The sequence below is a fragment of the Curtobacterium sp. BRB10 genome, assembly GCF_031844325.1.
In the GTDB taxonomy this organism is placed as follows: Bacteria; Actinomycetota; Actinomycetes; order Actinomycetales; family Microbacteriaceae; genus Curtobacterium; species Curtobacterium poinsettiae_A.
Genome location: NZ_JAUZVA010000002.1, coordinates 91,918 through 106,314, shown reverse-complemented (window position 1 = coordinate 106,314; position 14,397 = coordinate 91,918). Strand labels below are relative to the sequence as shown.

The following is a 14,397-nucleotide window of genomic DNA, read 5'->3' as shown; positions in this document are numbered from 1 at the left end:
AACGGACTGGAGGCCCGTCACCCGTCCGTCAGGACGGTCGCGTCAGCAGAGCGGTCGGCTCAGCGGCCGTCGTCACCCTGGTCGTCACCGCGGTCGTCGTTCCCGTTGTTGCCGCCGCTGTCGTTGTTCGAGGTCGGGGCCTTCGACGGCGCCGCGGAGCGTGCGCAGTAGGTGAGCGTGACTGCACTGCCCTGGGCGACGTCGCCGGCAGGGGTGTCCTGCTGGGTGACGAGCCCGCCGGTGCACGAGTACAACGGCGCCGGGTTCACGGTGAGCCCGAGCTGCTCGACGGTGGCCTTCGCCGCCGAGTACTGCTGCTGCGTGACGTCGGGCAGCTGCACCTTGCCGTTGGAGATCGTCAGGTTGATCACGATGCCCTTGGTGTGCAGGGAACCCGATTCCGGGTCGGAGCTCAGCACGGTGCCTTCGGGGACGTCGGCGGAGTAGTCGCTCGAGATCGCGCCGAGACGGAATCCGGCGTCGTCCAGGGACTGTTGCGCTGCCGCTTGCGATTGCCCGTTGAGCGCGGGCACGGGGACGCGTTCCGGCCCGAGCGAGACCACGACGTTGACGTTCTGGTTGCGTCCGACGTTCACCCCGGAGCCCGGGTCCGTCCGGATGACCGTGCCCTTGTCGACGCTGTCGGAGTTCTCCTCGACCTTGACGGGCTTGAGGGACTTCTTCTCGATGGCACTGGCCGCGGCGCTGTAGGTCGAGCCCGCGACGTTCGGCACGCTGACCGAGGACGACACCGGCGGCTTGCCCGGCTGCAGGTTCGCGACGAAGAACACCACGGCGACGATGACCGCGACGGTGAGCAGGATGCCGACCCAGATCCACGCGACCGGGGGGCGGTTCTGCGTCCGCTGCGGTCGGTGCTCGGCGGTGTCGTCGTCGAGCTCGCGGAACGCTGATGCGGCGTTGGTCGTGGTCCGGGGGTCGACGCCGAAGAGCACGGTCGAGGCGTCGTTCGCCGCGTTCTGCTGCTGCTTCTTCGTGGACGCGGGCACCCGGCCGGCTGCAGCCTGCTGCAGGTCGGAGCGGAACTCGGCCGCGTTCTGGAACCGGCGCGTGCGGTCCTTGACCAGGGCGTGCAGGGTCACGGCGTCGAGGGCCGGGGACACGTCGGGCGAGATCGTCGACGGTGCGACCGGCTGCTCGCTGACGTGCTGGTAGGCGACCGCCACCGGGGTGTCCCCGAGGAACGGTGCGCGACCGGTGAGGAGCTCGAAGAGCACGACACCGGTGGAGTAGAGGTCGGTGCGGGCGTCGACGGTCTCGCCGCGGGCCTGCTCCGGCGAGAAGTACGAGGCGGTGCCCAGGATCGACGTGGTCTGCGCGACCGTCGCCGAGGTGTCGGTGATGGCCCGGGCGATGCCGAAGTCCATGACCTTGACCTGCCCACTGTGGGTCACCATGACGTTCGCGGGCTTGATGTCGCGGTGGACCACGCCCGCACGGTGCGAGTACTCGAGCGCGGTGAGGATGCCCTCGGTGATGCGCACGGCTTCGTCCGGGGCGACGGCGCCCTCGGCGATGATGTCGGAGAGCGGACGGCCCTCGACGTACTCCATGACGATGAAGGGGACCTGTACCTCGGCGCCCGACGGCTCGGACACCGTCTCTTCGCCGGCGTCGTACACGCGGACGACGGTGGGGTGCGCCATGCGTGCAGCGGCCTGGGCTTCCTGCCGGAACCGCGTGCGGAAGGCCGGGTCGTTGGCGAGGCTCGGCTTGAGGAGCTTCACCGCGACCTTGCGGCCGAGGCGGGTGTCGTTGCCGAGGTGCACGGTCGCCATGCCGCCCCGACCGATGACGTCACCGATCTCGTAGCGATTGGCGAGGAGCGTGATCCCCGCGGTCACACCTTCTGGCACGTACTCCTCCGTCTGTTCGTCCGGGCTAGTGTACGGCAGCACCACCTGGTGAGACGCTGGTCACGGAGGGGTCGACCGAACCGTTACCGAACGGTGTCGACAGTCCCCGTCCGGGGGGCGTTCACAGGTCGTCTTGCGGGGTCTCGGTGGGGTTGATCCCGTCGTCCGGGTTGGTCGTTTCCTGGTCCGTGGGCTCGGCCCACTCGACCTGGGCGCCGGGCGAGGAGGCGGAGACCACCGAGGAATCGGACTGCGGCGACTTGCAGGTCACCTTGTACGACAGGGTCACCTTGCCGTACTGGGCGCCGGCGACGGTCACCGCGGTGCCCGAGGTGGAACCGGAGCTGCTGCCGTTCGAGGGGACCGTGCCGTTGTCGATCGTGTACGTGTAGCTCACGTCCGAGTACCCGGCAGGGCAGCTCGTGTACGCGGGCCAGCTGAAGGTCACGCGCCCGGACTCGCTGACGGTCCCACCGGTGGCACGCTCGGGCGCCGGTGCGGTCAGCACGTCGCCGAACGCCTTGACGGTGACGAGCGTGCCGGGAGCCAGGCTGCCCTCGGGGCTGAGCGACTCGACGGTGCCGACCTGGTCGGACGACGTCGCGTTCGACCCGGCGACGACCTCGGCCTGCAGGCCCTGGGCGCGGAGCTGGTTCGCGACCTGCTCGGCGTTCTGCCCCTGGTAGTCGGCCGCCGAGACCGTGACGCGGGTCTCGGTCGGCTCGGGGGACGGGGTCTGCGTGGGCGTGCGGGTCGCCTTCGGCGTGCTCGAGGACTTCGTGGGCTCGGGTTCCGGGGCGTTGTTCGCGTTCAGGGCGTACGCGGCGCCGCCGGCGATGGCGAGCACGACGATGATGCCGACGACCCACCAGATCCAGGCGCGCTTCTTCTTCGGTTCCTCGGGCTCGTCGGAGACGGGCGAGCGGGGGGTGCCCGGTCCGCCGGCCATCGCTCCGGCCTGGGTGCCGATGAGTGCGGTCGCTGCGTCGTTCCCCTGGCCCTGGGGCGGGTTGAACGCGACGGTGCCGTTCTGCGCGATCGCGGGGACGGCCACGGTGGCCGCGGCGACGTCACCACGACGCAGCGCCTGTGCGGCGCGGGCGAGGTTCGCGGCCGTCGCGGGACGGTCGGCCGGCTTCTTCGCGATGCACGAGATGACCAGGGCCGAGACCGGCTCGGGAATGTCCCCGGGCAGCGGCGGCGGCTGCTCGTTGATGTGCGCCATCGCGATCGCGACCTGCGACTCACCCGTGAACGGACGACGACCCGCCAGGGCTTCGTACGCGACGATGCCGAGCGAGTAGATGTCGGTCGACGGCGAGGCGGGGTGGCCGCTCGCCTGCTCGGGCGACAGGTACTGCACCGTGCCCATCACCTGACCGGTCGCGGTGAGCGGGACCTGGTCGGCGATGCGGGCGATGCCGAAGTCGGTGATCTTGACGCGACCGTCGGGCGTGATGAGGAGGTTGCCGGGCTTGATGTCGCGGTGCACCAGGCCGACCGCGTGCGCGGCCTGCAGGGCGTTCGCGGTCTGCGCGACGATGTCGAGCACCTTGTCGACCGGGAGCGTGTGCTCACGCTCGATCATGGTCGACAAGGCCTCGCCGGGGACGAGCTCCATCACGAGGTAGGCACTGCCGTCCTCCTCGCCGTAGTCGAAGACGTTGGCGATGCCCTCGTGGTTGACGAGGGCGGCGTGCCGGGCCTCGGCGCGGAAGCGCTCGAGGAAGCCGGGGTCACCGAGGTACTCGTCCTTGAGGATCTTGAGTGCGACGGTCCGGCCGATGACGAGGTCGGTCGCCTGCCACACCTCGCCCATGCCGCCGATGGCGACCCGGGAGGAGAGCTGGTACCGCCCACCGAAGGTGAGTCCGCTGGTGGGTCTCATTTGTTCAGCACCGCCTCCATGACTTTCTTCGCGACCGGGGCCGCGACCGTGTTGCCGACTCCGGACTGCCCGAGCCCGCCGCCGTTGCCGACGACGACCGCGACGGCGACTTCCGGGTCCTTGGCGGGGGCGAACCCCGTGAACCAGAGCGTGTAGGGATCGCCGGTGCCACCTTCAGCCGTGCCGGTCTTGCCGGCGACGTCGACACCGTCGATCTTGGCATTGGTACCGGTCCCCGCGCTCACGACGCTCTGCATGGCCTCGGTGAGGTCAGCGGACTCGGAGGACGACAGCGGATCACTGTACTGCTTCGGGGAGAAGGACTCGACCGTCTTCAGGTCGCTGGTGGTGATCGAGTCGACGAGCGAGGGCTGCATGACCTTGCCGCCGTTCGCGATGCCGGCCGACACCATCGCCATCTGCAGCGGTGAGACCCGCACGCTCGCCTGGCCGAAGGCGCTCAGCATGAGCTGGGCCGTCGAGTCGACGTCGGGGTACTGGCTGGCGGTCGCCGCCATCGGGATCTCGATCGCGTCGCCGAAGCCGTACTTGTCGGCCATGCTCTTGATGGCGTCGTACCCGAGCTTCTGGCCGAGTTCGGCGAAGGGGATGTTGCACGAGTACTGGATGGCCGTGCGGAGCTTGACCTTGTCGCCGCCGCCGCAGGTGCCGCCCTCGGCGTTGTTGATGTACGAGCTCGTACCGGGCAGCTGCAGTCGCGACGGGTTCGGGAACGTCGAGTCGAGGTTGTACTTGCCACCCTCGAGCGCCGCCGACGCCACCACGAGCTTGAACACCGATCCGGGGGTGTACAGGTCGCCGCCGATGGCACGGTTCTGCAGCGGGGCGGTGTCGGCCCCGAGCAGCGCGTCGTACTGCCGTTTGACCTCGGCGGTGTCGTGCGAGGTGAGCGAGTTCGGGTCGTAGCTCGGCTTCGACACCATCGCGAGGATCTTGCCGGTCTTCGGCTGGATCGCGACGACCGCACCGCTGTTGGTGCCGAGCGCGTCGTACGCGGCCTGCTGCACGTCCGGGTCGATGGTCAGGTTGACGTTGTCGCCCTGGACGTCCTGGCCGGTGAGGATCGAGTTGAGGTTCTGGAAGAACGAGGCGTCCGAGTTGCCCGAGAGCACGGTGTTCTCCGCGCTCTCGATGCCGGTGTTGCCCTGCCCGATCGTGAAGTACCCGGTGACCGCGGAGTAGAGGTCGCCGTTCGTGTACTTCCGCTGGTACTGGTACTGGTCGTCCACCGGGGTCGACTCGGCGATCGGGCTGCCGTCGACGAGGATCGCGCCACGCTTGGTCGAGTAACTGTCCAAGATGGTTCGAGAGTTCCGGGAGTCGGCGCGCAACGAGTCGGCCGCGAAGAACTGGATCGACGTCGTCGACACGAAGAGTGCGACGAACATGAGCACGATGACGGTCGAGACACCGCGGAGCTGTCGGTTCATCGACGACGCTCCTTCCTGGTCGCGCGCGCAGACCGCCCGCTCGCGGCGGGGATCGCGCCCTGCTGGACGCGTTGTTCGGCTGGGATGGAATCGGTGAGGCGCAGCAGCATCGCGGCGATGATCCAGTTGGCGATGAGCGAGGAACCACCGGCGGCCATGAACGGCGTGGTCAGACCGGTCACCGGGATGATCCGGGTGATGCCGCCGACGACGACGAACACCTGCAGGGCGATGATGAAGCCGAAGCCGACACCGAGCAGCTTGCCGAAGTCGTCCTGCGCCATGAACCCGACGCGGATGCCCCGCGACGCGAACACGATGAAGAGTGCGAGGATCGCGAACACGCCGATCAGGCCGAGCTCTTCACCGAGCGACGCGACGATGTAGTCGGCGTTGGCGACCGGCGTGATGTACGGCCGGCCCTGCCCGAGCCCCGTGCCGGTGATCCCGCCGTTCGCGAACCCGAACAGGCCCTGCACGAGCTGGTAGCTCGCCTGGGTGTCGCGGCTGAAGACCTCTTGGTTGAACGGGTCGAGCCACTGTTCGAAGCGGCCGCGCACGTACTCCAGGACGCTCTGCGCGACGAGGGCGCCACCGATGAACAGCGTGAGACCGATCGCGACCCAGCTGATCCGTGCCGTGGCGACGTAGATCATCACGAGGAACAGGCCGAAGTAGAGCAGGGCGGTACCGAGGTCACGCTGGAACACGAGGACGGCCATCGCCGCGCCCCACATCACCAGGATCGGGCCGAGGTCGCGGGCGCGCGGGAACGTCATGCCGAGGAACTTCTTGCCGACGATCGACAGCGAGTCGCGGGCGGTGACGAGGTACCCGGCGAAGAACAGCGCCATGGTGATCTTCGCGAGCTCACCGGGCTGGAACGAGAACGGGCCGATCTTGATCCAGACCCGCGCACCACCGATGTTCGTACCGATGCCCGGCAGCATCGGCAGGAGCAGCAGGACGATCGTCAGCGCCATGAAGATGTAGCGGTACCGCTGCAGGAACCGGTGGTTGCGGACGGCGACGAGCGTGATGATCGCCAGGACCATCGCGAGCATCGTCCATACGATCTGCTTCACCCCGATGGCGTCCCAGCCGGACAGGCCGTTGTGGACGTCGATGCGGTAGATCTCGGCGATGCCGATGCCGTTCAGGACGAGCGCGATCGGCAGGATGAACGGGTCGGCGTTCTTGGCCACGACCCGCAGCACGACGTGCATGACCAGCGCGAGGCCGAGGATGCCGCCGCCGACCCAGAGCACCGACTGGTCGAACAGCCGGCCCTTGGTGCCCAGCTGCACGAGCACCATCGCTCCCGCGCAGATGCCGCACGCGATGACGAGCAGGAAGAGCTCGAGGTTCCGCGCGCGTGCGGGCTCCCGGAGCTTGATCGTGATCGCCTGGGTGAAGGACTGGGCGGCCGTGGCGTTGCTCATCGCGGGCTCCGCGTCGGGCTCGGCGACGGCGAACGGGTCGGCGAGGGCGACGGTGACGAACTCGCGGCGCCGTCCCCACCGGTGCCGGCCTGGTCCTCGCCGGTCGCGGCGGCCTTGCGCAGGCGGTCGACGATGTCGCGGGCGTCGGTGAGCGACTGCGCGTTGATCGTCGAGCGGACGTTCTCGCGGGTGTAGTCCGGCAGCGACGAGACCGTGATGTCGGTGTCCTCGTACACGTCCGACAAGGCCAACGGACCGATCGACTGCTGCACGCCCTTGTAGATCGCGACGGTGCCGCGGTCGGTGCCGACGTAGTAGTGGTCCTGCGTGATCCGCCAGCCGACGAACACCGCGCCGACGAGCACGGCGACCGCGACCACGAGCGCGACGGTCCAGGACACCCGACGGCGGATGCGGCGCCGGCGGTCCTCGGCGATGAGCTCGGCGAAGAACTGGTCGGACTCGGGCTCGAAGTGCGAGTCCTCGGGCGCGGTGGTGACCTTGAGCGGGTGCAGCAGGATCGTGGGGAGGCGGATCGGCTTGCGGCCGGTCGACGCCTCGAAGGTGAGCGGTGCCGCGGCGGAGCCGACGGTGGTGGCCGCGTCGTCGTCGTCTTCGGGCTCGGTGTCCGTGACGTCCATCACCACGACGGTGACGTTGTCGGGGGCGCCGTGGTCCAGCGTCTCCTTCACCAGGCGCTGCGTGACCTGGTTGGCGTCCATGTTCGACGCCAGGGCGTGACGGATGCGCTCTTCGGCAAGGTACGAGGACAGGCCGTCGGAGCAGAGCAGCCAGCGGTCGCCCGGCTGGATGTCCATGATCGCCGTGTCGACCTCGGGTGCGGCGTCGACGTCGCCGAGCACGCGCATCAGCACGGAGCGACGCGGGTGGACCGCGGCTTCCTCCGGCGTGATCCGACCGCTGTCGACGAGCCGCTGGACGAAGGTGTGGTCGGACGTGATCTGCTGCAGCTCGCCGTCGCGGTGGCGGTAGATGCGGGAGTCGCCGATGTGCGCGATCGCGATCTGCTCGCCGACGCGGATCATCGCGGACACCGTGGTGCCCATGCCGGTGAGCTCCTGGTGCTCGAACACGGTCTCGGTGATCAGCTGGTTGGCGGCGATGAGTGCCGACTGCAGCGCGAACTCGGCGTCGTGCGCCGACGGGAACTCGCGGTCGACCTCGCGGATGCGTCGGATCGCGATCGCCGAGGCGACGTCGCCGCCGGCGTGGCCGCCCATGCCGTCCGCCACCGCGAACAGGTGCGCCCCGGCGTAGCCGGAGTCCTGGTTGTTCGCGCGGATGCGCCCCACGTGGGACACAGCAGCGCTCAGCGTGCGAGCGGTCATGCCGGGTTACCGCCGCAGCTCGAACGTCGTCGTCCCGATCGTGATGGGCGTGCCCTCTGCCACGAGGACGGGAGCGCTCACCTTCTGACCGTTGACGAAGGTGCCGTTCGTGGACTCGAGGTCGGTGAGGAGCCAGCCGTCGGCGCGGAGGTCGAGGCGGGCGTGGTTGGTCGAGGTGTAGTCGTCACGGATCACGACGTTCGACTCGCTCGAACGCCCGATCGTGATGGGGCCGCCACCCAGCGGCATCTCCATGCCCTCGCGCGCACCCTCGGTGATGACCAGTCGGGCCGCGGCCGGCGAGGAGGCACGCTGCGCACCACCGGGTTGCCCGATCACGTCGGTGAACGCACCGCTCGAGGCTGGGGCGGGGGCCGCCGCAGCGGGGACGGTGGGGGTGCTCGGTCCGGACGGCGCCGACTTGGGATCGGTCGGGATCGTGCGCACGCGCTGACCGAAGAGATCGCTGCGCAGGGCGAACACGATCACGAAGACGAACAGCCAGAGCACCGCGAGGAACGCGAAGCGCAGGACGAGCAGGGTCAGGCCTGTGGTCATCGAGCACCTCCATCGTTCTCCGGGATCACCCGGAACACCATACGGGTCCGACCGATCTCGATGGTGGAGTCCGGCTCGACGATCGCCTGCTGGAAGTGCTGACCGTTCAGTTTCGAGCCGTTCGTCGAGCCGAGATCGGTGGCCTGGGCGTGCTTGCCGTCCCACAGCACCTCGACGTGCTTCCGGCTCGTCCCGGTGTCCGCGATGGTGATGTCCGCGTCGCTGCCGCGCCCGATCACCGTGCGCCCGCGGTGCAGTCGGTGTCGCTGCGAGCCGATGTCGAGCACCGGGACCCAGGCCACGTCGCGTTGGACGGTGGTGGAGTCGACCTGCAGGATGCCCGTCGAGAGCGTGCCGTCCTGCTGCAGCCGGATGGTGACCGGGCCGGAGAACGAGTAGTTCTGCGCGACGGCGTGTTGGTGCACCATCTGGGTCAGTTCGTCGATGAGTGGGCGACCGACGTCGTTCATGCGCGTGCAGTCCGGCGGCGCCAGGCGCACGGTGAACTCGTTCGGCACGAGGATGCGTTCCCGGGAGACCACCGCGGCCTTCGTGTCGAGCTCGCGCCGCAGGGCGCTCGAGATCTCGACGGGCTGCACCCCGGAGCGGAAGGTCTTGGCGAACGCGCCGTTGACGGCGCGTTCCAACCCTCGCTCGAAGTTGTCCAGCAGGCCCATGCGTCTCCCGTGTCGTCGGTCGTCAACCACTGCATGGTAGTGGTTGGCGTTGACACCCGTCTGTGCGTGGTAGTGTTTCGGGGCTGGCGCGAGTGGCGGAATTGGTAGACGCGCACGGTTCAGGTCCGTGTGCTGGAAACGGCGTGGGGGTTCAAGTCCCCCCTCGCGCACCAGGCGAGAACAGAAAGGCCCCGGAGGAATCCGGGGCCTTTCCTGTTTCTCCGGGGTCTTCCTCGGAGTCGTCCGCGGTTCCTGGCTGTCAGGCCCGGTCGGCCTCCGTCGTGTGGTCGGCATCCGGCCTGGAGGCACGGCTCGGCCCCGACACGCCGGTTCCGTCGAACCCGTGGTCGGTTCTGCGGGCCTGCTGCGGAGCGAAGAACGGGCGCGCGCTGGGCAGGAAGAGCAGGACCGCGGCGACGACCGACAGCGCGATCGTCAGGACCGCGAGTTCGCCGCCGGTGACGCTCAGGAGCGCGCGGAAGGCCGCGACGACGACGAGCACGGTGCGCGCGACGCGGGAGCCCGCGGCCATCCGGAACACCGCCCACGTCACCAGGGCCCAGAGCACCAGGGCGACGATCCCGGCGAGGACCGGCGCCTGGCCGACCGCCGCGTCCGTCGCGAAGAACTGGAGCACCGTGGCGGCGACGCAAGCTGCCACCCACACCAGCCACAGCACGAAGGACACGGTGACCACCTGCGGTCGGTCCGGTCGTCGGAGGATGAACGTCCTGGTCATGCTGCACCGTCCTCTGCCGCTCCCTGGTGCGGCACGTCGAGCGTACCGAGCGGACGGGGTCCTGCCGAGGTGCCCCGCTACGGTGACCGGGTGACCGACGAACGCACCACCGTCCAGCGTCCCGGAGTGGACGTCCCCGACGACCGTGGGCGGACGGGCCTCGACGCCGTGGGCCGTGCCCTCGACCGCAACCCCGACGTCGTCGTGCGGGACGTCGAGGTGGTGTCGAACGGGTGGCACGTGCTCCGTCGTACGACCCTCGACGTCCGGCGCCGCGACGGTCGCTGGGACCGGCAGCAGCGCGAGACCTACGACCGCGGGAACGGCGCGACGGTGCTGCCGTACGACGCCGAGCGCGGCACCGTCCTGCTCACGCGGCAGTTCCGGTGGCCGGCGTACGTGAACGGACACCCGGACGGCATGTTGATCGAGGCCGCGGCGGGACTGCTCGACGAGGACGACCCCGAGACCGCGGTCCGGCGTGAAGCCGCCGAGGAGCTCGGCATCCGGCTCGGCGTGCTCGAGCACCTGGGCGACGTGTTCATGAGCCCCGGTTCGGTCACCGAGCGGGTCCACTTCTACCTCGGCGCGTACACGCCGGCTGACCGGGTCGAAGCCGGTGGCGGCGTCGAGGACGAGGGTGAGGACATCGAGGTGCTCGAGGTGCAGCTCGACGAGGCGCTCGCGATGGTGGCGGACGGTCGGATCGCCGACGGCAAGACGATCATGCTGCTGCAGTGGGTGGCACTGCGGTCGACGGCGCTGCGGCGGGTGTCACCGCGACAGGGCTGACCCGTCCAGGCCCACCGCTCGCGCGATCGTCGTGCGGACCAGGGCCTCGCGGGTCGGGCGGTCGAGGTAGTCGACCAGGGCGTACCCGTTGGTGGCGTCGACGAGCGCGAAGAGCAGGCGTCCGACGCCGTCCGGGTCGTCGGTGTGCAGCACACCCGCGCGGACCCCGTCGCCGACGACCGTGGTCGCGAGGAGCTGCCAGTCGTCCATGACGTCCCGTGCCGCGGTCGCCAGTGCCGCGTTCGTGCGGCCGATGCTCCACGCGTCGGCCCACAGGGTGGCGACGTCGTCGCGGGCGGGATCGGCGACGCAGCCGAGCAGGGTGCGGAGGCCGGAGACGGGGTCGGGCGCAGCGGCGACGATCGCGCGGACCTCGGCGACCTCGGCGTCCGCGACGGTGCGGAACGTCTCGCCGACCAGGTCCTCCATGCTCGGGCGGTAGTGGGCGACGAGCGAGGGCGCGACCCCGATCACTGCGGCGACACCGCGGAGGGTGACGGCTGCGAGTCCCTCGGCGCGGGCGACGTCGATCGCGGCGGCGCTGATCTGCGCCTCGCGTTCGGCCGGGCTCAGGCGCCGGCGGGCCGGTGTCGTCGGCATCGTCCCACGGTATCCGCGCGTCACGCGCCCTCGACCACGAAGGCCGCCCAGAGGTCGGCCCGCGTCGAGAAGACGGAGAGGTCACGGTCGAGGAGCCGACCGGCGTGCTCGACCCGGGCGCGGGCGGTGTGCCGGTGGATGCCGAGGACCCGTGCGGTGCGGTCGTACTCGCAGTCCTCCTGCAGCCAGGTCCGGACGGTGCCCGTGAGTTCGGTGCCGGCGGTGCGGTCGTGGTCGAGCAGCGGGGCGAGGAAGGCGCGGGCGACGGCACCGGCGTCCACGTCGACGTGGGCGAGGTGGGCGAGCACCCCCTCTCGGGCCAGGTCACCGAACTCGGTGGTGCCCGGGCGTCCTTCACGGCGTCGGTCGAGTGCCTGCACGGCCTCGGTGCGGGCGCGTCCGAACGACCGGTACGCGGCACCGTCGGACAGGCCGGCGCGCAGGTCGAAGCGGTCGACGAGTGCACCGACGATCCCGGTGTCGTCCGCGTTCACGCAGAGGAACACGGCGTCGTCGACCGCGAAGAACAGGCGCCCCGGACGGTCCTGCACCCAGAGTTCGAGCAGGTCCACCACGGTGTCGAGGTCGTGGTCGGGGACGTCGACGGCCGCGATCCGGACGGGTTCGGCGGGCAGTGGCCCCCACACCTCGCGGGACGTCGCCTGCACCACCTCGGGTTCGCCGACCGACAGCATGGTCAGGAGTCCGGTGCGCAGGAGTCCCCGGGCACGGGCGAGCTCGCGGTTCTGCTGCAGCGCGAGGCCGGCCAGGGCGATGACGGCCGTGACGACCTCGCGTCCGGCCCGGTCGAGGGCTCCGCCGTTCGCGATCGCGAGCACGCCGCTCAGGTGCCCGCCGCTGCCGAGCGTCTGCAGGGTGTACCCGACGCCCCGGTCCGTGGCGACCGGCAGGCTGGCCCGCTGCCCGGAGCGCAGCAGCCGCAGCGCCTCGGTCCGCAGGAGGTCGAGGTCGGCGGCGGGGAGACCGTCGGCGGGGTGTCCGCGGTCGAGCCGCCCGGAGACGTCGAACAGGCCGACCCACCCGTCGAGCTGCCGGGACAGCTCGGCGATGGTCGCGCCGAGTCCGTCCGGTCGCATCGCGGCCAGCGAGATGGCACGCTGCGCGGCGAGGGCCCAGGCGCCCCGCGCGTTGGCGTCCCGCGCGACCGCTTCGGCGTTGGCCTGCGCGACCGCGATGAAGGAGGTCTCGTAGGGCACCTCGAACAGCGGCAGTCCGTGCCGGGTGCAGGCGGCGACCAGGGCGTCGGGGGTGCCGGCGCGGACCACCTCGGTGCCGAAACCGAGCGCCACGACACCGCCGTCGACGAGCCGCCGGACGTAGGCCTCGGCGACGTCGTCACGCACCTCGGCCTCGGCGCCGAACTGCGTGCCGGTGGTGAGCAGCCCCTGACCCTCGGCGAGGAACGGGGTCGGGTCCTCGAGGTCCGAGCTGTGCAGCCAGGAGAGCGGGGCGTCGAGGGCGTGCTCGTCCGCGTCGGTGAGCGGGCGCAGGTGGAGTTCACGCCGGTGCAGCAGGGAGCGCAGCGTTGCGGGCATGCCGTCACCCTATCCACCGGGTCGATCCATCCGGGGGTCGATGTACGCCGTGGACAGTGGGAGGACACGGGGGTGACTCCTACCATCGCGGCATGTCCTCCACCGCAGCGTCCGCGACCCGAGCGACCACCGGCGGCCCGTCGCTGCCCCAGGAACGGCGGCTCGTCACCGCCGTGCCGGGTCCGCGATCGCAGGAGCTGCTCGCCCGGAAGGCCGGCGCCGTCGCGGCCGGGGTCGGCGTCGCCGTGCCCATCGCGGTCGTCGCGGCCGGTGGCGGCGTGGTGGTCGACGCCGACGGCAACTCCTTCGTCGACCTCGGGTCCGGGATCGCCGTGACCTCGGTGGGCAACGCCCACCCCGGCGTGGTCGCCGCCGTCACCGAACAGGTCGCCGCCTTCACGCACACGTGCTTCACCATCGCCGCCTACGACGGGTACGTCGCCGTCGCCGAGGCGCTCAACCGTCTGACCCCCGGCGACCACGAGAAGCGGACTGCCCTGTTCAACTCGGGTGCCGAGGCCGTCGAGAACGCCGTCAAGATCGCCCGGAAGCACACCGGTCGGCAGGCCGTCGTCGTCTTCGACCACGCCTACCACGGCCGCACGAACCTGACGATGGCGCTGACCGCGAAGAACCAGCCCTACAAGAACGGCTTCGGGCCGTTCGCACCCGAGGTCTACCGCGTCCCGATGTCGTACCCGTTCCACGACGGGCTGTCGGGCACAGAGGCGGCGAAGCGTGCGATCAGCCAGATCGAGAAGCAGGTCGGCGCCGAGAACACCGCCGCGGTCCTGATCGAACCGATCCAGGGTGAGGGCGGCTTCGTCGTCCCGGCACCGGGGTTCCTCACCGCACTGTCCGAGTGGACGACCGCCAACGGCGTCGTGTTCATCGCGGACGAGGTGCAGACCGGGTTCGCCCGCACCGGCGCGATGTTCGCCAGCGAACACGAGGGGATCGTGCCCGACGTCGTCACGACCGCGAAGGGGATGGCGGGCGGACTCCCGTTGTCCGGTGTGACCGGGCGTGCGGCGATCATGGACTCGGCCCACGTCGGCGGCCTCGGCGGGACGTACGGCGGCAACCCGATCGCCTGCGCCGCAGCACTCGCGGCCATCGACGCCTTCGAGCACGACGGACTCGTCGAACGCGCCGGGGCCATCGGCACGGTCCTGCTCGACGCCCTGCGCAGCGCCCAGGCCGACGACCCCCGCATCGGCGACGTCCGCGGCCGCGGTGCCATGGTCGCGATGGAACTCGTCGACCCCGCCACCGGTGATCCCGACCCGGGCCTCACCGGACGGGTGGTGCGGTACGCGTTCGAGCACGGGGTCATCGCGCTCACGGCCGGCACGTACGGCAACGTCGTGCGCTTCCTGCCGCCGCTGTCGATCGACGACGACCTGCTCCGCGACGGCCTGACCGTCGTCCTCGACGGGCTGGCCGCGTCGTGAGCGCGACGATCCCC

Annotated in this window: 12 protein-coding genes and 1 tRNA gene; 3 read left to right on the top strand and 10 right to left on the bottom strand. The window is 70.4% G+C overall.

Annotation, left to right across the window (positions count from 1 at the left end):
* Positions 1-59 precede the first annotated feature (59 nt).
* From pknB to Q9R26_RS04260, 7 genes are all read right to left on the bottom strand, one after another.
* Entirely contained in the window at positions 60-1,877 is a 1,818-nt protein-coding gene (pknB, locus tag Q9R26_RS04290; RefSeq protein ID WP_311226638.1) for a Stk1 family PASTA domain-containing Ser/Thr kinase, read from the bottom strand.
* A 121-nt stretch (positions 1,878-1,998) separates the two neighbouring features.
* A complete protein-coding gene (locus Q9R26_RS04285) occupies positions 1,999-3,765 on the bottom strand; it encodes a protein kinase domain-containing protein (protein WP_182064145.1) in 1,767 nt (588 codons plus the stop codon).
* Positions 3,762-5,216, bottom strand: coding sequence for a penicillin-binding protein 2 (locus Q9R26_RS04280; RefSeq protein WP_110863675.1), 1,455 nt, complete (start codon positions 5,214-5,216; stop codon positions 3,762-3,764). The genes Q9R26_RS04285 and Q9R26_RS04280 overlap by 4 nt, the downstream gene beginning before the upstream one ends.
* The gene (locus Q9R26_RS04275; protein ID WP_071404142.1) at positions 5,213-6,658 is read right to left on the bottom strand and encodes an FtsW/RodA/SpoVE family cell cycle protein; all 1,446 of its coding nucleotides are present in this window, start codon (positions 6,656-6,658) and stop codon (positions 5,213-5,215) included. Before Q9R26_RS04275 ends, Q9R26_RS04280 begins: the two co-directional genes overlap by 4 nt.
* Complete coding sequence (locus Q9R26_RS04270) at positions 6,655-8,007, bottom strand: Stp1/IreP family PP2C-type Ser/Thr phosphatase (protein ID WP_182064147.1); 1,353 nt, start codon at positions 8,005-8,007, stop codon at positions 6,655-6,657. Before Q9R26_RS04270 ends, Q9R26_RS04275 begins: the two co-directional genes overlap by 4 nt.
* A gap of 6 nt (positions 8,008-8,013) precedes the next feature.
* Positions 8,014-8,565 carry an FHA domain-containing protein gene (locus tag Q9R26_RS04265; protein WP_259578668.1) on the bottom strand — a complete coding sequence of 184 codons (552 nt, stop codon included), beginning with the start codon at positions 8,563-8,565 and terminating at the stop codon, positions 8,014-8,016.
* Positions 8,562-9,242 carry a DUF3662 and FHA domain-containing protein gene (locus Q9R26_RS04260; RefSeq protein ID WP_138802202.1) on the bottom strand — a complete coding sequence of 227 codons (681 nt, stop codon included), beginning with the start codon at positions 9,240-9,242 and terminating at the stop codon, positions 8,562-8,564. The genes Q9R26_RS04265 and Q9R26_RS04260 overlap by 4 nt, the downstream gene beginning before the upstream one ends.
* Positions 9,243-9,328: 86 nt before the next feature.
* On the opposite strand from Q9R26_RS04260, the gene Q9R26_RS04255 reads away from it, so the two are divergent.
* Positions 9,329-9,415 (top strand) — tRNA-Leu (locus Q9R26_RS04255).
* A gap of 86 nt (positions 9,416-9,501) precedes the next feature.
* On the opposite strand, the gene Q9R26_RS04250 is transcribed toward Q9R26_RS04255, so the two are convergent.
* Entirely contained in the window at positions 9,502-9,981 is a 480-nt protein-coding gene (locus tag Q9R26_RS04250; RefSeq protein ID WP_311226637.1) for a hypothetical protein, read from the bottom strand.
* A 90-nt stretch (positions 9,982-10,071) separates the two neighbouring features.
* Here Q9R26_RS04250 and Q9R26_RS04245 point away from each other — a divergent pair, with 90 nt between their 5' ends.
* Positions 10,072-10,773: an NUDIX domain-containing protein gene (locus Q9R26_RS04245; RefSeq protein WP_311226636.1), complete on the top strand. Its 702-nt coding sequence runs from the start codon at positions 10,072-10,074 to the stop codon at positions 10,771-10,773.
* On the opposite strand, the gene Q9R26_RS04240 is transcribed toward Q9R26_RS04245, so the two are convergent.
* Together Q9R26_RS04240 and Q9R26_RS04235 are read right to left on the bottom strand one after the other, a co-directional pair.
* A complete protein-coding gene (locus Q9R26_RS04240; RefSeq protein ID WP_311226635.1) occupies positions 10,756-11,373 on the bottom strand; it encodes a TetR family transcriptional regulator in 618 nt (205 codons plus the stop codon). The two genes, Q9R26_RS04245 and Q9R26_RS04240, sit on opposite strands and share 18 nt — an antisense overlap.
* A 20-nt stretch (positions 11,374-11,393) precedes the next feature.
* Positions 11,394-12,929, bottom strand: coding sequence for a PucR family transcriptional regulator (locus Q9R26_RS04235; protein WP_182064152.1), 1,536 nt, complete (start codon positions 12,927-12,929; stop codon positions 11,394-11,396).
* Positions 12,930-13,021: 92 nt separating this feature from the next.
* Here Q9R26_RS04235 and gabT point away from each other — a divergent pair, with 92 nt between their 5' ends.
* Positions 13,022-14,383: a 4-aminobutyrate--2-oxoglutarate transaminase gene (gene gabT, locus Q9R26_RS04230; protein ID WP_182064153.1), complete on the top strand. Its 1,362-nt coding sequence runs from the start codon at positions 13,022-13,024 to the stop codon at positions 14,381-14,383.
* Positions 14,384-14,397 lie beyond the last annotated feature (14 nt).

What these genes read in the sequence shown, in the direction of transcription:
- Q9R26_RS04235 (WP_182064152.1), bottom strand. Translation starts at nt 12,929, where the DNA reads ATGCCCGCAACGCTGCGCTCCCTGCTGCACCGGCGTGAACTCCACCTG.
- Q9R26_RS04260 (WP_138802202.1), bottom strand. Translation starts at nt 9,242, where the DNA reads ATGGGCCTGCTGGACAACTTCGAGCGAGGGTTGGAACGCGCCGTCAAC.
- Q9R26_RS04240 (WP_311226635.1), bottom strand. Translation starts at nt 11,373, where the DNA reads ATGCCGACGACACCGGCCCGCCGGCGCCTGAGCCCGGCCGAACGCGAG.
- Q9R26_RS04270 (WP_182064147.1), bottom strand. Translation starts at nt 8,007, where the DNA reads ATGACCGCTCGCACGCTGAGCGCTGCTGTGTCCCACGTGGGGCGCATC.
- Q9R26_RS04250 (WP_311226637.1), bottom strand. Translation starts at nt 9,981, where the DNA reads ATGACCAGGACGTTCATCCTCCGACGACCGGACCGACCGCAGGTGGTC.
- gabT (WP_182064153.1), top strand. Translation starts at nt 13,022, where the DNA reads ATGTCCTCCACCGCAGCGTCCGCGACCCGAGCGACCACCGGCGGCCCG.
- Q9R26_RS04280 (WP_110863675.1), bottom strand. Translation starts at nt 5,216, where the DNA reads ATGAACCGACAGCTCCGCGGTGTCTCGACCGTCATCGTGCTCATGTTC.
- Q9R26_RS04275 (WP_071404142.1), bottom strand. Translation starts at nt 6,658, where the DNA reads ATGAGCAACGCCACGGCCGCCCAGTCCTTCACCCAGGCGATCACGATC.
- Q9R26_RS04285 (WP_182064145.1), bottom strand. Translation starts at nt 3,765, where the DNA reads ATGAGACCCACCAGCGGACTCACCTTCGGTGGGCGGTACCAGCTCTCC.
- Q9R26_RS04265 (WP_259578668.1), bottom strand. Translation starts at nt 8,565, where the DNA reads ATGACCACAGGCCTGACCCTGCTCGTCCTGCGCTTCGCGTTCCTCGCG.